This is a genomic window from Frigidibacter sp. MR17.14 (assembly GCF_037095735.1).
In the GTDB taxonomy this organism is placed as follows: Bacteria; Pseudomonadota; Alphaproteobacteria; order Rhodobacterales; family Rhodobacteraceae; genus Frigidibacter.
In genome coordinates this window covers 51,535-67,395 of record NZ_JBAWKD010000004.1, presented here as the reverse complement: position 1 = coordinate 67,395, position 15,861 = coordinate 51,535, and the positions used below count along the sequence as shown (strand labels likewise).

General features: G+C 73.8%; 17 protein-coding genes. 3 read left to right on the top strand and 14 right to left on the bottom strand.

Annotation, left to right across the window (positions count from 1 at the left end; all coding sequences use genetic code 11):
* Window position 1: 1 nt before the first annotated feature.
* The 6 genes from V8J36_RS12505 to V8J36_RS12480 all read right to left on the bottom strand — a co-directional run bounded on the left by V8J36_RS12505 (window position 2) and on the right by V8J36_RS12480 (window position 6,923).
* Window positions 2-1,300, bottom strand: a complete 1,299-nt coding sequence (locus V8J36_RS12505) for a GGDEF domain-containing protein (RefSeq protein WP_336467631.1) — start codon at window positions 1,298-1,300, stop codon at window positions 2-4.
* A gap of 1 nt (window position 1,301) precedes the next feature.
* Window positions 1,302-1,898: a heme NO-binding domain-containing protein gene (locus V8J36_RS12500; RefSeq protein ID WP_336467630.1), complete on the bottom strand. Its 597-nt coding sequence runs from the start codon at window positions 1,896-1,898 to the stop codon at window positions 1,302-1,304.
* Window positions 1,899-1,959: 61 nt separating this feature from the next.
* Window positions 1,960-3,693: a hypothetical protein gene (locus tag V8J36_RS12495; protein WP_336467629.1), complete on the bottom strand. Its 1,734-nt coding sequence runs from the start codon at window positions 3,691-3,693 to the stop codon at window positions 1,960-1,962.
* Between the two features lie 103 nt (window positions 3,694-3,796).
* A complete protein-coding gene (locus tag V8J36_RS12490) occupies window positions 3,797-5,368 on the bottom strand; it encodes a trimethylamine methyltransferase family protein (protein ID WP_336467628.1) in 1,572 nt (523 codons plus the stop codon).
* A gap of 433 nt (window positions 5,369-5,801) precedes the next feature.
* Window positions 5,802-6,533, bottom strand: a complete 732-nt coding sequence (locus tag V8J36_RS12485; RefSeq protein ID WP_336467627.1) for an HAD family hydrolase — start codon at window positions 6,531-6,533, stop codon at window positions 5,802-5,804.
* A gap of 78 nt (window positions 6,534-6,611) precedes the next feature.
* The gene (locus V8J36_RS12480; RefSeq protein ID WP_336467626.1) at window positions 6,612-6,923 is read right to left on the bottom strand and encodes a DUF3572 family protein; all 312 of its coding nucleotides are present in this window, start codon (window positions 6,921-6,923) and stop codon (window positions 6,612-6,614) included.
* A gap of 193 nt (window positions 6,924-7,116) precedes the next feature.
* Between V8J36_RS12480 and V8J36_RS12475 the strand changes: the two genes are divergently transcribed.
* A complete protein-coding gene (locus V8J36_RS12475) occupies window positions 7,117-8,589 on the top strand; it encodes a GGDEF domain-containing protein (RefSeq protein WP_336467625.1) in 1,473 nt (490 codons plus the stop codon).
* A 247-nt stretch (window positions 8,590-8,836) separates the two neighbouring features.
* Here the strand turns inward: V8J36_RS12475 and V8J36_RS12470 are convergent, their stop codons facing one another.
* The 4 genes from V8J36_RS12470 to V8J36_RS12455 are packed head-to-tail and all read right to left on the bottom strand — an operon-like array spanning window position 8,837 to window position 11,219.
* A complete protein-coding gene (locus V8J36_RS12470; protein ID WP_336467624.1) occupies window positions 8,837-9,319 on the bottom strand; it encodes a periplasmic heavy metal sensor in 483 nt (160 codons plus the stop codon).
* Window positions 9,316-9,807, bottom strand: coding sequence for a hypothetical protein (locus V8J36_RS12465; protein WP_336467623.1), 492 nt, complete (start codon window positions 9,805-9,807; stop codon window positions 9,316-9,318). The genes V8J36_RS12470 and V8J36_RS12465 overlap by 4 nt, the downstream gene beginning before the upstream one ends.
* Window positions 9,800-10,387 carry an RNA polymerase sigma factor gene (locus tag V8J36_RS12460; RefSeq protein WP_336467622.1) on the bottom strand — a complete coding sequence of 196 codons (588 nt, stop codon included), beginning with the start codon at window positions 10,385-10,387 and terminating at the stop codon, window positions 9,800-9,802. Before V8J36_RS12460 ends, V8J36_RS12465 begins: the two co-directional genes overlap by 8 nt.
* 58 nt (window positions 10,388-10,445) lie before the next feature.
* Window positions 10,446-11,219 carry an EF-hand domain-containing protein gene (locus tag V8J36_RS12455; protein WP_336467621.1) on the bottom strand — a complete coding sequence of 258 codons (774 nt, stop codon included), beginning with the start codon at window positions 11,217-11,219 and terminating at the stop codon, window positions 10,446-10,448.
* A 193-nt stretch (window positions 11,220-11,412) separates the two neighbouring features.
* Here V8J36_RS12455 and V8J36_RS12450 point away from each other — a divergent pair, with 193 nt between their 5' ends.
* Window positions 11,413-11,877 carry a DUF983 domain-containing protein gene (locus V8J36_RS12450; protein ID WP_336467620.1) on the top strand — a complete coding sequence of 155 codons (465 nt, stop codon included), beginning with the start codon at window positions 11,413-11,415 and terminating at the stop codon, window positions 11,875-11,877.
* The gene (locus V8J36_RS12445; RefSeq protein ID WP_336467619.1) at window positions 11,874-12,551 is read left to right on the top strand and encodes an NUDIX hydrolase; all 678 of its coding nucleotides are present in this window, start codon (window positions 11,874-11,876) and stop codon (window positions 12,549-12,551) included. Before V8J36_RS12450 ends, V8J36_RS12445 begins: the two co-directional genes overlap by 4 nt.
* 11 nt (window positions 12,552-12,562) lie before the next feature.
* Here the strand turns inward: V8J36_RS12445 and V8J36_RS12440 are convergent, their stop codons facing one another.
* The 4 genes from V8J36_RS12440 to V8J36_RS12425 all read right to left on the bottom strand — a co-directional run bounded on the left by V8J36_RS12440 (window position 12,563) and on the right by V8J36_RS12425 (window position 15,857).
* Complete coding sequence (locus tag V8J36_RS12440) at window positions 12,563-13,462, bottom strand: EamA family transporter (RefSeq protein ID WP_336467618.1); 900 nt, start codon at window positions 13,460-13,462, stop codon at window positions 12,563-12,565.
* An 85-nt stretch (window positions 13,463-13,547) separates the two neighbouring features.
* Window positions 13,548-14,486 carry a fatty acid desaturase gene (locus V8J36_RS12435; RefSeq protein WP_442902494.1) on the bottom strand — a complete coding sequence of 313 codons (939 nt, stop codon included), beginning with the start codon at window positions 14,484-14,486 and terminating at the stop codon, window positions 13,548-13,550.
* Between the two features lie 223 nt (window positions 14,487-14,709).
* On the bottom strand, window positions 14,710-15,240 hold the full coding sequence (locus tag V8J36_RS12430; protein WP_336467617.1) for a lipocalin family protein: 531 nt from the start codon (window positions 15,238-15,240) through the stop codon (window positions 14,710-14,712).
* A complete protein-coding gene (locus tag V8J36_RS12425) occupies window positions 15,228-15,857 on the bottom strand; it encodes a hypothetical protein (protein ID WP_336467616.1) in 630 nt (209 codons plus the stop codon). Before V8J36_RS12425 ends, V8J36_RS12430 begins: the two co-directional genes overlap by 13 nt.
* Window positions 15,858-15,861 lie beyond the last annotated feature (4 nt).

Sequence of the window (15,861 nt, the reverse complement as noted above, 5' to 3'; positions counted from 1 at the left end):
CCTATCCCTCGCCCCGCCCGTCTCTGGCTAGCGGCGCGGCGAGGGTGACGACACCCCGTCCCGCCGCCTTCGAGGCATAAAGCGCCCGGTCGGCGGCGTCCGCCATGCCGCCGAGTTCGCCCGGCGCGCGGTCGCGCGACAGGGCGATGCCGAAGCTGCCCGAAACGCGGCGGCCCTCGGGCTGGGTCTCGCCCAGGGCGACAATGCGGGCGATGATCCGCTCGCAGATCGCCACCGCCTCGGCCGGTCCGAGGCCGCCACGCAGCAGCAGCACGAATTCGTCGCCCCCGATCCGCGCCGCCTGGTCGCGGGCCCGGATCTCTTCGCGCAGGATCTCGGCCACCGCCACCAGCAGCCGGTCGCCGGCCGCATGCCCCTCGGCATCGTTGACCTGCTTGAAATGGTCGAGGTCGAGATGCGCCAGCGCGAAGGCATCCTCGTTCCGCCGCGCGCGGCGGATGGCCTCGTCGAAGGCCATCTCGAACGCGCGGCGGTTGCCAAGGCCCGTCAGCGGGTCGGCGAGCGAGCGCGCCAGCGCCGCGCGATGCGCGGAATCGAGCCGCAGCGCCAGCCCGCGCAGCTCTGCCGCGACGGCGGATTTCGCTTCGAGCAGGTAGAGCATGTCGACCGTCGGATCGGTCGGCGCGAAATCGGCATCGGTCAGGGCATGGCCCGCAACCGCCTCTGCCACCGCCAGCCCGAAGCCGAGGTTCAGCAGCCAGCCCGGACCCAGCGCGAAGCGCGCGGGCACCGCATGGGCGCGCAGGCGGGTCGGCATCGCCCCGGCCAGCACCAGCTCGAGCCGGCGCGGCTTGGCCTCGGCCAGCCAGCCCATCCCGCCCTCTCGCGTGCCGGGACCGGAGCGCGAGGGCAGGAACAGGTCTTCAAACCGCGCCCCCGGCGGCGGCTCGCCCAGCAGCCGGCGCAGCGTCGGGCCGGTGGCGAGAATCTCTCCGGCCGGTCCGAGCGCGAGGAACATCGGCATCAGCCGCCCCAGCTCTGCCCAGCCCAGCACCGCGCCTTCGTCCGGTGGCCCGGCCCGCGGGCGCAGGCCCGCCTCATCGTCCAGCGAGCGCGGGGCCGCTTCATTGCCAAGCGGGCACAGGCCCGCTTCATTGCCCGTCGAACGCAGGCCAGCGTCTTCGCCCCGCGGGCGGGGCCCCGCATCCGCGGCCCGCGCGGCATCCGCCACGACAGGCGGCGTCCCGGCGAGGGCGGCCTTCGACACACCGTGGGCGGCGACCGGCAGGGCGCCGCTCCCGGCCTGCCGCCACTGGTCCTGACCCGCCAGACAGCGCATCTCAGGCCACCGTCGCGGCCAGCCGGAACCCGCGGCCCGGCGCATAGCGGTCTTCCAGCAGCACCAGCGCGATCTCTGCCCCGCCATCCGCCAGCGTGGCGAAATCGAGGAAGACCAGCGCCCCGTAATCGTCGGCCATCGCCCGCAGCAGGCCCGCCAGCACCGGCGTCACAAGCTCGGGCGGCAGCGTGCCGTCGGCGGCGGGCGCGACCGTCACCCGGTAATGCCCCCCCGCCACCGCCCGTACAGCGAGCGCCGGAAGCCGAAGCTCCGGCAGGGCAAGCGCGACCCGGTCCGGCAGATCCTCGAGCGACAGCAGGAAGTCGGGATAGCTGCTGCCGCCGAAGCGCAGAAGCCGGCGGATCGCCTCGCGGCCCACCAGATAGGCGCCCAGATCCTCGAGCAGAACCAGATCCGGCTTCCCCAGACGGTCCGCCGCCAGCGCGAGGAAGCGGCGGGCGAGCGGTTCGGGATAGTCCAGCATCGCCTCGAACCCGTCGCGGCCGATGCCCAACTCTGACGCGAGGTCGCGCCAGACCTGCGGGGGGTAAGTGTCCCGCAGGAAACACTGCAATGCCCTGTTCACCAACCCGTGCATGATCCGGCCCATCCGATTTGGGCCAAGTCTAGGGATGCATCCTTAACGAACCCCGAACGCGTCAGGGGGCCATCCAGAGCGCCGCCCCATCGGCCCCATCCAACTCGAGCGCCGTGACCGGCGCCGGTGCGAGGCGGAACTCGCCGGCATGCAGGCGCGCCATCAGCGCGGTCGCGGCGGCACCCTCGGGGCCCTCGACCGCAGGACCACGCCGCGCGCCCGACGCGAAATCGAGCCGCGTCACACGACCGTCGGCCAGCAGGAACAGCATCGCCTCTTCCCCCGGCAGGTCGGGACGGAAATCCCCGGCCACCAGCACGCAGCCCGGCCGGCCCTGCGCGTCGCGCGCCGCACAGGCCCGCGCCCAGAGCGTCTGTTCCCAAGGCGCGACGGTCAGATCCAGCCCCGCCGGCAGCCCCGCACCCGCGGGACGGATCACGAGCGCCGCGACCAGCGCCGCAGGGTCGGGCCGCGGAGTCGCGCCGCGGGGGCTGCGGCCTTGCGCGGCGGACAGCGCGTCAATGCGGGCCACCAGCTCTGCCGCGCCCGCGGCCTCGGCCTGCGCCCTGAGCCGCGCCAGCGCCCGCGTGCCCGCACGGCCCCAGTCGAAGCGTAGCTCCTCAAGCGGCAGGTCGTGCTCTGGCGTCCGCCCATCGCCGAACCGCGCGACCTGGCTGGCGGCGGCGAGCCGATAGGGATCGAGCAGCGGCGTCAGCACCAGCGCGGCCAGCGCCCAGACCACCAGCGCCATCGCCCGGTCGACCCGCGCCACCGCGCCCAGCCAGCCCGCACCGCCGCGCAGTGCCGCCGCGGCGTGGCCGATCGCCAGCCCGGCCAGCACCGCCACCAGCAGCAGCGCCGCGACCCGCTCGGGCGTCAGCCCATAGGCCTGGACCCGGGCAAGGACCGCCCAGCCCGCCATCGCCGCCAGCGGCACCAGCGCCAACGACAGGCCGCGGGCCGCCAACCGCTCGACCCGCCCGCTCTCGTCGCGGGCGGCGGCCAGCAGCGCCAGCAGCCCGACCGCGCCAAACCCGATCGCGAGCATCGTGCCTGCGGCCGAAACCTCGCGGAACACCAGGGCGAAGCCGCCAAAGGGCAGCACCAGCAGGAACAGCGCCAGCACCAGCGCCAGCGGCGGCAGGATCAGCCGCAGCATCCGGCTGGCCAGCGCCAGCGGCACCTGCCCCGCCGCCTCGGCCATGACCGCCAAGCCAAGGCCGAAGATCGCCCCGGTGATAGCCCAGGGCAGCGCCTCGACCCGGCGGAACAGCGGCTCGAGCAGGTGCAGACCGACCAGCCCCAGCAGCGTGTCGCACAGCCAGATCACCGCCCAGCAGAGCAAGGTGAACAGCAGCCCGACCACGGCCCGCAGCGCCAGTCCCCAGCCCGCGGCCAGCACCGCGGCCGCGCCTGCCCCCGGTGCCAGCAGGAAGGGCAACGGCATCAGCCCGAGCAGGCTCAGCGCCGGGATCACCTCGTCCGAGGAAATCAGCGCCGCGACCGTGTCGAAGCGGGGCGATGACAGAGCGGCGAGCGCGGCCACCGGCAGTGCGACCAGTGCCGACAGGGCCAGTGCCCGACGCCCGGGCAGATGCCCGGCCAACGCCAGCCAGGCGGAAAAGAAGCTGGCCGCATAGACGATCGCCACCAGCTGCAGCGCCCCGTCGCCCAGCACCGGCACGAGCGCATCGCCCAGAAGCCAGCCCGAAAGTCCGGCCGCCGCTCCGATCGCCGCCAGCCCGATGCGCCCGGCCGGGCGCTGCATGCCCGCAGGCCCTGACGTCTGGGTCATCACCCGCTCCTGTCTGCCGCCTGCCCCTGTCTAGCAGCCGGCGCGCGCGGCGGGAATGCGACCGGAGCGCCGGCCGGTCAGCCGCGGGAGCGAGGTCAGGAGGTCAGAAGTCGGTGGGCGCCCCGCCTTCGGCCTTGCGGCGGGCAACGAAGTCGTCGAGCTCGGCCAGCGCGCCGGCGTCGATCGGCGGCGGTTCGTATTCTTCGAGGATCGCCTTGAAGATCCGGTGCGCGCGGTCCGCCGACCACAGGCCGCCATCGGCCTGCCAGGCCTCGAAATTGCGCCAGTCCGAGGCGATCGGCTGGTAGAAGGCCTCGGTATAGCGCTCCTGGGTATGGGCGCAGCCGAAGTAATGGCCGTCGAAGCCCACTTCCGCGACCGCCTCGACCGCGATGTCCTCGGGGGTCGTGGCCCAGGTCACCGGCTCCATGTAGCGCTGGATCATCTGCAGCATCTCGCAGTCCATCACGAATTTCTCGGGGCTGGCGATCAGCCCGCCCTCGAGCCAGCCGGCCGCGTGATAGACCATGTGGCTGCCCGACTGCACCGCCGCCCAGAGCGAGTTCGAGGTCTCCCACATCGCCTGCCCGTCCGGCACGTTCGCCGCGCAGGTGCCCGAGGAGCGCAGCGGCAGCCCGTAGAAGCGCGCCATCTGCCCGGTCATCTGCGTCGCGCGCATGTATTCGGGGGTGCCGAAGGCCGGCGCGCCCGACTTCATGTCGACGTTCGAGGTGAAGGTGCCGATCATCGAGGGCGAGCCGGGGGCCGCGTATTGCAGCAGCGCGATCGCCGACAGCGCCTCGGCCAGCGACAGCGCCACGGCGCCCGACATGGTGACCGGCGCCATCGCGCCCGCCAGCGTGAAGGGCGTGACCACGACCACCTGCCCCGCGCGGGCGCAGCGCAGCGCCCCGTCGATCATCGGCTGGTCATGCTTCAGGGGCGAGACCGAGTTGATGTTGGTGAACATCCGGGGCGCGGCGCGGAACGCGTCATGGGTCAGGCCGCCGGCGATGCGCACCATCTCCATCGCGTCCTCGATCCGCTCGCGGCCCAGCGAATAGGCATGGCAGACCTTGTCGGTCAGCGTCAGCTTCGCGTGCAGGCAGTCGAGATGGCGGACCGAGGCATGCACGTCGATCGGCTCGACCGGGTAGCCGCCGGCGAAATGGATGCAGTTAAAATACTGGGTCAGCTTCATCATCGTCTGGAAGCCGCCCATGAAGCCCGAGACCTTGCCAGTCTCGAGATCCCAGTAGTTCGGCGGCGACGAGACATTGCCGAACAGGATCTCGCGGCCGCCGAAGGGCAAGGCCCGCTCGGGGTTGCGCGGGGTGATGGTGAAGGTCCGCGGCGCGCGCGCGATCATCTCCATCACGAAATCCTCGTCCATGCGGACGGTGTTGCCCTCGACGATGCAGCCGGCCTGCCGGAACAGCTGCAGCGCCTCGTCATGCAGGAAGCGGATGCCGATCTCTTTCAGGATCCGCATCGCGCCCTTGTGGATCGCCTCGACCCCCTCGGGGCCCAGCGGCTCGGTCGGACGGTCGTGGTTCTGGGGGATGCGCCAGGGCATCTGCTCGATGACATGGGTCTTGGCGCCCGCCCCGCGGCCGCCGGCCCGGCCGCCCGCGCGCCGCCGGCGCTGCCCCTGCTCGATCACCGCATCCGTCATCACCCGCCCTCCTTGGCCTCGCTCACAGGATTGGCGGCGGCGGAGCGGGCTTCGCGGCGATCCGCGACATGAACATGTCGTTTTCGCGCGGCAACCTGCCGCAGATCGCGGGCGTGGCCGGTTGGCAGGCGCGTCCCCCGGCCCGGCGCGCATGGCCGCGACACCGGCAAGCACCTGCGGTGCGGCAACGTCCGCGCGGTGCGACCCGCATTCCTTTGCGCTCTCGGATGCAGGAGGCGCACCAGGCCCTGCGCGGCGCAGCGAGGGCCCAGCTCGCACCCAGCCACAGGCGGCGCGCGCGCATCGCAGCCAGTCAGACGCTGCTCGGCGAAGTGCGCTGTGCACTACCTTGCGGCAGCATCGGGCACAGCCGGCCGCGCCAGGCCGCGCGCCATCCACGCCCACGCGCCAGCCGCGCGGCGGGCGCGCAAGCTCAGGCGGCGTCGACCTCGGCCCGGTCCGGGCAGGCGGCCATGTCGTCCAGCCAGCGCGGCAGGTGGCTGATGTCGGGCAGCACGATCTCGGCCAGCGGGTCGAGATCCGCCGTCCCGGCAAGCCCGGTGAGCACGCCCACGCCGCGCATGCCCGCGGCGCGCGCGGCATGCAGGTCGTGGCGGCTGTCGCCGACCATCGCGATCCGGCCCGGGGCGACGCCGATCTGGTCGGCAAAGGCCAGCAGCTGGCCCGGCCCCGGCTTGGCGCCATGCCCCGAATCGAAGCCGGCGATGAAATCGAAGAGCCCCTCGATCCCGGCCTCTGCCAGATGGCTGCGCGCCGGCCCCTCGGCATCGTTGGTCGCCAGACCAAGCCGCAGCCCCCGCGCCTTCAGCGCCCCGAACAGCGCCGGAAGATCGGTCGCCGCCACCTGCGGCGCCGCCGCGGCCAGCGCGTTCATCCGCGACACCAGCGTCAGCGGGCTGGCGCCGGGCACATGGGGCAGCAGTGTCTCGGCGATCTCGCCGGGGGTGCCGGCGATCACCGGGCTGTCGGGCGCGAACTGCCCGGTCGCCAAGTCAAAGCCGATCGCCTCGCCCAGCCGGGCGGCACGCTCGGCCTCCTGCCCGGCAAGGTCCAAGAGCAGCGCGCGCGCCCAGGCGCTCCACGTCGCCGAGAAATCGAACAAGGTGCCATCCTTGTCGAAGATCAGTCCCTGAATGTCGGTCATGTCGGCCTCTCCCTGGCGGCGAACCTCGCCGATCCATGGCTGTGGTGCAAGCACGGCTTCCGCCGCGCCGCGGCAATATCAGGTAAAATGCGGCAGATCACCGCCCGGAAGCGCCGCCCGCGCCCGCTGCACGCGGAGCGGATCGATCCCGCGCTCGGCGGCGAACTCCAACACCCAGGCGTCCTCCTGCATCAGGAAATCCAGCACCGCCGCCAGGAAATCCGGATCGGCCGCGCGGGCCCGCAGCTCGCCAAGGTCGACGCCGCTGGCCACAAGGAAGTCGCGCAGCGGCGCCCCCTGCCCGGCCAGCCAGGCCAGCGCCTCGGCCGCCAGAGCCTCGGCCGCGCCGCCGTCGGCCCCCGATCCCGAACCTGTTGTCCTCCCGGTCATCGCCGTCGCCCCCGTCATCCCGCGTCAAATGCCCCGCTGCCCCGGCGGATCCCCGCCGGTGTGTCATGTTCGGGCGGCCTGTGAAAGCCTCGCGAAGACTTCGCGCAGGGACGGAAAGGATTTGTTAACTACCTTGGCGCCAGCCTGACGCACGCGCCGCACTCCTGCGGCCGCCGCCATCGCGGAGCGTCCCGTGCCAGGCCGTGTCCTCCTTCACGATCCATCGACCTCGCGCAGGATCCTGCTCGGGGCGCAGCTTGCCGCCGCCGGGCATGTGCCGCTACGCGCGGCCTCGCCGCCCGAGGCGGCCGAGCTTGCGCGCCGCGCGGCGCCGGACCTCGCGCTCGTCTCGCTCGACGAACCCGAGGCGGGCGTCGCCCTGATCGGCGCGCTGGCGCGCGGACCGGGGGCGATCCCGGTGCTGGCGCTGGCCGCCGCGCCGCCGCCGCCCGGCCTGCGGCTGGCCGCGCTCGCCGCCGGCGCCGAAGATATCCTCGAACCGCTGCCCGAGGTGGTCGAACTTGCCGCGCGCATCCGGCACCTGACGGCGCGCCGCGCCGATGCGGCAGAGCTTGCCGCCAGCCGCGACGCCTGCCGCAGCCTGGGCCTGGCCGAGGCTGCGGCGGGGTTTGAGCCGCCCTGGTCGCTGTGCATCCTCGGGACGGCCACCGGCGGCGACGAGCGGGCCGAGCGGACGTTCCTCACCGGCCTTGGTCGCAGATTGCCGGCCCGGCTCGACCGCGCCAGCGCCGAGGCCGCGCTGTCGGGGCGCATTGGTGCGCCGGACGCGGTACTGGTTTGCCTGGCCCCCGGCACCGGCCCTGGCGCGCTGCAGCTGCTGTCGGAACTGCGCTGCCAGCCGGCGCTGCGCCGCGCGGCGATCTGCCTTGGCCTGCCGGCGCGCACCGGGGCGGCGACGGTCGCCGCCGCGCTGGACCTCGGGGCCGCCGAGGTGCTGCCGCTCGACGCCCCGCCGGAAGAGGCCGGCCTCAGGCTCGCACGCGCGATCGGCCGCAAGCGACAGGCCGACCGGGTGCGCGCCGCCATCGACGAGGGGATCCGACAGTCGGTCACCGATCCGCTGACCGGGCTCTACAACCGCCGCTTCGCGCTGCCCGAGCTGGACCGCATCGCCGCGGCGGCCCGGCACCGGCGGCAGAGCTTCGGCCTGATCATCGCCGATATCGACCGGTTCAAGGCGGTGAACGACCGCTTCGGCCATGGCGGCGGCGACGCTGTGCTGGCCGAGATCGCCCGGCGGCTGGCGGCCGAGCTTGGCCCCGGCGACCTGCTGGCGCGGATCGGCGGCGAGGAGTTTCTGGTGGTGCTGCCCGGACGTGGCCCGGCAGAGGCGGCTGCGGTCGCCGAGCGGCTGCGCCGCGCCATCGAGCGGTGCAGCGTGCGCCTGCCGCAGGCCGCACCGGTGGCGGTGACGCTGTCGCTGGGCCTTGCCGCGCTGGACGAGGCCGCCACGACCCGCACCGATGCCGCCGTCCGGGCGCTGGCGCTGGCCGATGCCGCGCTGATGCGCGCCAAGGCCGAGGGGCGCAACCGGGTCTGGCTGGATGTCACGCTGGCGGGGTCTTCGCTGCGCGACGAGGCCACGCCGGTCCGCGAGGGCTGGCTGACCCCGGGCCGGCTGACGCTGCGGCGGCCCGCCGTCTAGCGCGAGCCCCCGCACCCGCCGGCCCGGCCGGCGCTGCGGCAGGCACCGCCTGTCGGCCCGGCCCCGCGGGGCGACCGGCCCGAGCCGGGGGCAGAACCGGGGACAGCCCTGTCGGGGCGATTTTCACCGGGCGACGTGCCCACGGCCGCTTGAGAGGGACCGGCGATACGCGGCGCTCGCAGCGGGCCGTGGTCGGGGCCCTCAGCCGGCACCGATCGGTCGGCACCCCGCCAGGGCAGCGCAAACGTCAGTCCTCGTCGCCGTCGCGGCGGTCGTGCGGCGGCGGGCGCAGGACGCTTTGCAGCCGGTCCGCGAAGGCCTGCCGCTCGGCCGCGGTCATCCGGCCCAGCCGCTCGATCAGCAGCTTGTGGCCAAGGTCGAACGCCCCGTCGACGCGGTGCTGCTGCGCAAGGATCAACTGCGCCGCGGCCTCGGCATCGTAGGGATCCTGCCGCAGCAGCACCAGCAGCCGGTCGAAATCGCCGCGCATCTGCGCGCGCATGTCGCGCATGCTGCCGGCCTGCTCGCGGAAGGCGCTGCGCAGCCCGCGCCGGTCCTCGGGCGAGAGCGCCTCGCCATAGGGTCCGAAGCCGAGATCGGGCGGCGGGCCGCGGTGCCGTTCGCTGAGCGCCGCACCGGCGATCAGCCCGGCAAGGCCGAGGTTCAGCGCGACCGACACGAAGAAGGCAGGCTTCAGCCAGCGCGGGGCGACGGCAGAGGGGGTCTTCATTGGCCGGGAAGTCCTTCGATCTGGTCGAGGAAGCTGGCCGCGACCTCGTAGGAGGGGATCAGCGTCAGCGTCTCGTCGGCGCTTTCGTCGCCGCCAAGACCCGCCGCGAGACCCGAGGTCAGCCCGGAGGCGAGCCCCGGTGCAGCGAAGCCGATCCAGAGCCCGGCGAGCCCGGCGGTGGCGAGCCCGCCCGCCACCTGCCAGCCGTCGCGCAGCCGCGCCAGAAATCCGCGAAGCCCGCCCGCCTGCGTCGCCACCGTGGAACTGGCCGCCGCGGCGCGCAGCGACAGCTGCTCGTCCAGCGCCTCGCCCAGCACCCGCGACAGGAAGTCGGTCCCCGGCTCGACCCGCCGCGCCGCCGCCCAGTCGCCCAGCAGCGTCTCGACCATCTCGAGATCGCGCGCCGCCACCGGGACCCCGGCCCCGTCGCGCTCCATGGCGTCACGGCCCACGGTTTCGCGGCCGTCTGCGTCCCTGTGCTCAGTCATCGCCAAACCCCAGCTCTGCGCGCCGCGGCATCAACAGCCCCGCGAGCGCCCTCTTGGCCCGTGCGGTCAGACTTTCGACCGCCTCGACCCCTATGTCCATCACCTCGGCGATCTCGGGGTTCGAGAGCCCCTCGATATGCCGCAGCATCACCGCCTGCCGCTGCCGCTCCGGCAGAGTGTCGAGCGCGCCGGTCAGCGCCTGCTGCCGGGCCGTCGACATCATCCCCGCCTCGGCGCCCGGGCGGTCGTCCTCGGGCTCGGCCACCTCGTCGAGCGCGACCGAGCGTCCGCGCCGCCGCAGCCGGTCGGTCGCGAGATTGGCCGTCACCCGGTAGAGCCAGGTCGAGACCTTGGCCTCGCCCGCCCGCCACTCGGGCGCGATCCGCCAGAGACGCAGCATGGCCTCCTGCGCGACATCCTCGGCCTCGGCCATGTCCTTCAGCCGGGCCTGCGCCACGCGCAGCGCCAGCGGCGCGAAGCGCAGCGTCAGGGCCCGCGCCGCGGCCGGGTCTCCCTCGGCGTAGCGGGCAAGCAGGTCCTCGTCCGAGGCTTCGGCAACCAGATCGAGCGGCATTCCCATCTCCTCAGCCCTAGTGCGGTTCCGGCCCGCCTGCAACGGCGGGCCGGGGCGTCAGGGCTCAGTTGCTCCCGGGGGCGGGCACGGGGGCGGGCACAGGGGCAGCCTCGGGCGCATCCGAGGGGGCTGCGGCGGGCGCGTCGCCCGGCGCCGGGGCCCCGGCCGGCGGCGGCATCATCCGCTGCATCGGCATACCGCCCCATCCCGCACCATGTCCCATGCCGTGATGCCAGCCGTCCTGACCGCGGCCGCGCCGGCCCTCGCGCATCTCGGCCATCCGGTCGCGCGCCGACTGGAACTCCTCGGCGCTCAGCGCGCCGTCGTCGTCGCCGTCGATCCGGTCGAACATCCGGTCCATCATCGGCATCGGCCGCGCCAGAAGCTCGTCGACATCGAGGAAGCCGTCGCCGTCGACATCCTGCGCCGCCATCTGCCGCGCGACCCGGGCGCGGATCCGCGCCTCGGCCTGCTCCATATCGTGCGCGACCAGCTCGTCGGCGCTGATCCGGCCGTCGCCGTCGCTGTCGACCGCGATCCGGTCCTGCCGCCAGGCCGCCAGTTCCTCGGGGGTGACCGAGCCGTCACCGTCGGCATCGAGCTCGGCGAAATCGGGCAGCATCGCCATCATGCCGCCGCGCCGGCCGTCATGACCGCCACCATGATCACCACCGTGACCGCCGGCCTGCTGCCGCCAGCCCGGACCGGCCTCGCCCAGAGCCGCGCTTCCCGGCCCGCGGTCGGCCAGCGCCGGAACCGCAAGCGCGCCCGCGCCCAGCGCGACGACCAGCGCCCCGCCCAGAATCCGTGCCCGGCTCGAAAGTTTCCTGCCCGTCATGGGTCTCTCCTTGGGTTGCTCCTCTCACCGGCGGCGCGGGTCGGGCCCGTCATCCGCCAGTCCCTCCTGTTACGGCGGGTCGCGGACATTCCGTCGCGGGCCCGCCCCCTTCCCCTCGGGACCGGCCCGCCGCATAGTCGGGGCGGAGACGCGGCCGGGCCCGCCAGTGCAGCCCGGAGGCGAGGGAGAGAAGATGACCGACTGCACCCCAGACCCCGTCGGCCTCCGCCGCACGGCGGCCGCCCCGCCCCCGCGCGACGGGGCCGCGGCCGAACGCCCGCTGGGCCCGGCCCTGCGCCGCGGCTGGCGCCGCCGCTGCCCGCGCTGCGGCTCGGGCCCGATGTTCTCGGGATATCTCAAGGTGCGCGACGCGTGCCCGGTCTGCGGGCTGGACCTGCATCACCACCGCGCCGACGACGGCCCGGCCTATCTGACGATCCTGATCGTGGGCCATATCCTCGCGCCGGTGCTGCTGGGGGTCTACACCGCCTTCCGGCCCGAACCGCTGGTGATGGCCTCGGGCCTTGCGGTTGGCACGGTCGCGCTGTCGCTGTGGCTGCTGCCGCGGCTGAAGGGCGGCCTTGTCGCGCTGCAATGGGCCAAGCGCATGCACGGCTTCGGCCATCCCTCGCAAGACGACCCGGATCACAGCCAATGACAGAGCCCGCCAAGGCCCCCGCCGAGCTTCCGATCCGCGACGCCGCCACCGTCATCGTCCTGCGCCAGACCGGCGCGGGCCCCGCGGTGCTGATGGGCCAGCGCGGCGCCGGGGCTGCGTTCATGCCGTCGAAATACGTCTTTCCCGGCGGCGCGCTCGACCCGGGCGATGGTGCGGTGCCGCTGGCGCGCGAGCTTGACGCGGTCTGTGCCGCGCGGCTCGGCGAGCGCGCGCGGGCGCTGGCCGCCACCGCGATCCGCGAGCTGTTCGAAGAGACCGGGCTGCGCCTTGGCCAGCCCGGCGACTGGCGCGACCCGCCCGCCGACTGGGTCGACTTCGCCGCGACCGGGCTGATGCCCGACGCGGCGCCGCTCGGCTTCGTGTTCCGCGCGATCACGCCGCCCGGCCGGCCGCGCCGCTTCGACGCGCGCTTCCTGCTGATCGACGCGGCGGCGCTGGCCGACGACCCCGACGACTTCTCGCGCGCGACGGACGAGCTGGCGCATCTGCACTGGGTGCCGCTGGCCGAGGCGCGCGCGCTCGACCTGCCGTTCATCACCGAGGTGGTGCTGGCAGAGGTTTCGTCGATGGCGGCGCGCGGCCTGACCCGGCCGATCGCGGTGCCGTTCTTCGACAATTCCGGCCCGGTCAGCCGCTTCTCGCGGATCGGCTGACGCCCGCGGCCTCAGCCCAGAAGCACCACCAGCATCAGGACCGAGGCCACGACCAGCGCGATCCCGCCATATTCGCGCCGCGACAGCCGCTCGCGGAACACCGTGGCAGAGACGATCAGCGTGAACACGATCTCGACCTGCCCCAGCGTGCGGACATAGGCCGCGTTCTGCAGGGCGAAGGCGGTGAACCAGCCCAGCGAGCCCAGCATCCCGGTGACGCCCACCCAGATCGTCTTGCGCCAGGCGCGCACCACCCGCGTCAGCTCGCCCCGCTCCCGCCAGCGCAGCCAGGCGGCCATGCCAAGGCTCTGCACCGTCGTCACGCAGGCCAGCGTCGTGACCGCACGCAGGAAATAGGGCGCAGGCTCCAGCTGCAGCGAGGCGCCGCGATAGCCGATGGCCGACAGGCCGAAGAGCCCGCCCGCCAGAACGCCATAGGCCGTCGCCCGCGACCAGAGCCCGCCCGAAAGCCCGTCCTTCGGCGCCTTCGACAGCATCAGCACCCCCGCAAGCCCCACCGCGATCGCGGCAGCCCCGGCGGCCGAGACGCTCTCGCCCAGCAGCACGGCCGAGAACAGCGCGACCTGCACCGTCTCGGTCTTGGTGAAGGCGATGCCGACGGCGAAATTGCGCAAGGAGAACAGCGCGACGGTCATGTAGGTGGCGCAGACCTGCGCCGCGCCGCCGGCCACCGCGAAGGCCCAGAACCGCGGCCCCGGCAGCGGCACCCCGGCGCCGGTGATCGCCAGCGTCGCAAGGGTCGTGGCAATGGCGAGCGGCGCCCCGAACAGGAAGCGGCTGAAGGTGGCGCCCCCGGTCGAGAGGCCCGCGCCCTTCAGCCCCTTCTGCAGCATGAAGCGCAGGGTCTGCACGGCGGCGGCGACGAGGGTGATGGGGATCCAGATCGGCATGATGGGCGATCCATGGCATGCCGTTCAGCCCGCGAAAAGCTGCATCCTCAACAAATTCGCGACTGTGGCGGGCGCGATGCGGGGGTCACGGCCCCGGCGGCGGCAGCGCCTTGCGCAGGGGATGCGGCACCGGGTCCTTGGCGCGCCAGAAATGCGCCCGGAACACCTCGGCATAGGAGCCGTAGCGATAGTGGTCGTTCTTCGCCAGGAACAGCTCGCGCCGCGCGGCATAGAGCGCGGGCAGCCGGTACCAGGCCACCTGCGGATGGGTGTGGTGCACCGAATGCAGGTTGTTGTTCAGGAACAGGAAGGCCAGCAGTCCCCGGTCCTCGACGATGACCGAGCGGCCGCGGGCGCGCTCATGCGCGCGATGTTCCAGGAAGGTGCGGATCTTCAGCACCGACATCGCGCCATAGGCCGACAGGACGTAGGCCCAGAGCGGCATCTCGGCCACCGCCAGCAACCACAGCACCACCGGCACCAACCCCGCCAGATGCAGCAGCCAGTCGCGCCGGATCCGCCGGTCGCCGGCCCGGATCGCGCGGACATCCGCCCCGCAGAACACCACCGCCCCGATCGCCGGCCCCAGCAGCATCCGCCCCGCCAGCGTATTGTTCACCCGCAGCAGCCGCTGCCCCCAGCGCGGCAGCCGCTGCCAGACGGCAGGATCGAGGTAGTTCGCCTCGGGGTCGTCATAGGGGTCGGTCAGGTTCTCGTCGAAGTGATGCGCCAGATGCGTGTCCTTGAAGCGCCGGTAGGGATAGACGAGGCCCAGCCCCGCGAAGACCAGCGCCTCGTTCGCGCGCGGGGCGCGGAACGGATGGCCGTGCAGCACCTCGTGCTGCAGCGACGAATGCAGCACGATCGCCAGCACCGTCAGCACGACGCCCAGCGGCGCGAACCCCGCCCAGGCCCAGGTCGTGCCCATTCCCCAGGCCAGATAGCAGGCGGCCAGCAGCCCCAGCGTCGGCCATTCGGTTCCGGCATCGTGTCGATGTGCCACGACCTCGGCGGCGTGGCGCATCGCCATGCCCTCGGCGCCACGCAGCGCTTCGTCCTCAAGGTACCGCTCGGCAGCCCTCGTCCCCGCGTCCTTCGGCACGGCAATCCCCTCTCAAGTCCCCGGTTCGGGGATGCGGGGAAATCGCCGGTTTTTCAATCCCGACGGCGACAGAGTTGCGTCGTTTCCGCGCAACTGCCCGCGAAATCGGCAATTTCGCGTCCAGTCTGCCTCCCGCTTGGCGGAGTCAGCGCGGACGCAGCGCCGCCAGCGGATAGCCGTTGAAGGCCATCGCCTCGCGCGCGGCGGCGACGAGATCGCCCCGCGCGGTCGGCTGGCGCGAGACGATCGCCCCGAACCGCCCCGAGGGCGTGCCCAGCGCCGCGACCCGCGCATCGGCATCCATCCACAGCACCCAGATCGGCTCGGTCCCCCAGTCGGGGCGTCCCTCGCCGCCCGGCGTGATCCGCCCCGGGCCGGTGACATGGGCGACGCCGGCCAGCTTCGCCGGGCCGCGCGGGCCGCAGGCGACGCCGCTGACCGCGAAGCCGCCGGGGCCACCCTGCCAATGCTCGCGGGTGATGGCGCAGCGCGCCCGGCCGGGCGGCGGAACGTCGGCCACCACGTACCAGTCGCCCGCGAAGCGGGCCGGGTCGAACAGCGCCTGCGAGGCGATGAAGGCGCGGGTGTCGCGCACCACCGGCGGCACCGGCGGCGGCTTCGGCGCGCAGGCGGCCAGCCCGGTCAGCAGGGCCGCGGCAAGGGTCAGTCGATGCATTGGGTTACCTCTGCGCCGCGCTCGGTCAGGATCGGGTGGCAGCCGAACAGCGGCTGGACCGGGGCGCAGGTGCGGTTGGCGGCCAGACAGGCCGAGGAACAGTCGGAGGCCTTGCTGCAGCTGCGCCCCGCGTCGCGCGGCACCCTGAAGCAGGTCCAGGAATGCGCGCCGGGCTGGCGCGGGGCGAAGCGGCCCCCCTGCTTTAGGCAGGCCGCGGCCGCCCCGGCCATCGCGGCCGGATAGGCGGGGGCCGGCGGCGTTTCGGGCGCGGCCTCGGCGGCCGCTTTCGACGCAGCCTCGGCGGCGGTCCCTGCAGGCGCGGAGGCGGGGGCCGAGGCAGGCGACGCCGGAACCGCAGCGGTGCCAGTGGCCGATCCGGCGGCCGGGGCTGCGGCGGCCGCGGCCGGCGGCAGGGCCGAGGTTTCGATGCTCTCCGCACCCGCACCGCCGCTGACCGGCGCGGTCGCCGCCGCCGGATCGGCAGGCGGGGCCGCCCCCCGACCTGTGCCCTGCCCCGCGCCCGGTCCGAGCCCGGCCAGCTGGCAACCCGCCAGCCCCGTCGCAAGGACGGCGGCCAGCAGGCAGGTCGGGATCCGGGTCGGCAGGCGGCGGGTCATGGGC

Excerpts from the sequence above, each read along its gene's own strand:
- V8J36_RS12505 (WP_336467631.1), bottom strand. The coding sequence starts at position 1,300 with ATGCGCTGTCTGGCGGGTCAGGACCAGTGGCGGCAGGCCGGGAGCGGC.
- V8J36_RS12500 (WP_336467630.1), bottom strand. The coding sequence starts at position 1,898 with ATGCACGGGTTGGTGAACAGGGCATTGCAGTGTTTCCTGCGGGACACT.
- V8J36_RS12495 (WP_336467629.1), bottom strand. The coding sequence starts at position 3,693 with ATGACCCAGACGTCAGGGCCTGCGGGCATGCAGCGCCCGGCCGGGCGC.
- V8J36_RS12490 (WP_336467628.1), bottom strand. The coding sequence starts at position 5,368 with ATGACGGATGCGGTGATCGAGCAGGGGCAGCGCCGGCGGCGCGCGGGC.
- V8J36_RS12485 (WP_336467627.1), bottom strand. The coding sequence starts at position 6,533 with ATGACCGACATTCAGGGACTGATCTTCGACAAGGATGGCACCTTGTTC.
- V8J36_RS12480 (WP_336467626.1), bottom strand. The coding sequence starts at position 6,923 with ATGACCGGGAGGACAACAGGTTCGGGATCGGGGGCCGACGGCGGCGCG.
- V8J36_RS12470 (WP_336467624.1), bottom strand. The coding sequence starts at position 9,319 with ATGAAGACCCCCTCTGCCGTCGCCCCGCGCTGGCTGAAGCCTGCCTTC.
- V8J36_RS12465 (WP_336467623.1), bottom strand. The coding sequence starts at position 9,807 with ATGACTGAGCACAGGGACGCAGACGGCCGCGAAACCGTGGGCCGTGAC.
- V8J36_RS12460 (WP_336467622.1), bottom strand. The coding sequence starts at position 10,387 with ATGGGAATGCCGCTCGATCTGGTTGCCGAAGCCTCGGACGAGGACCTG.
- V8J36_RS12455 (WP_336467621.1), bottom strand. The coding sequence starts at position 11,219 with ATGACGGGCAGGAAACTTTCGAGCCGGGCACGGATTCTGGGCGGGGCG.
- V8J36_RS12450 (WP_336467620.1), top strand. The coding sequence starts at position 11,413 with ATGACCGACTGCACCCCAGACCCCGTCGGCCTCCGCCGCACGGCGGCC.
- V8J36_RS12445 (WP_336467619.1), top strand. The coding sequence starts at position 11,874 with ATGACAGAGCCCGCCAAGGCCCCCGCCGAGCTTCCGATCCGCGACGCC.
- V8J36_RS12440 (WP_336467618.1), bottom strand. The coding sequence starts at position 13,462 with ATGCCGATCTGGATCCCCATCACCCTCGTCGCCGCCGCCGTGCAGACC.
- V8J36_RS12435 (WP_442902494.1), bottom strand. The coding sequence starts at position 14,486 with ATGCGCCACGCCGCCGAGGTCGTGGCACATCGACACGATGCCGGAACC.
- V8J36_RS12430 (WP_336467617.1), bottom strand. The coding sequence starts at position 15,240 with ATGCATCGACTGACCCTTGCCGCGGCCCTGCTGACCGGGCTGGCCGCC.
- V8J36_RS12425 (WP_336467616.1), bottom strand. The coding sequence starts at position 15,857 with ATGACCCGCCGCCTGCCGACCCGGATCCCGACCTGCCTGCTGGCCGCC.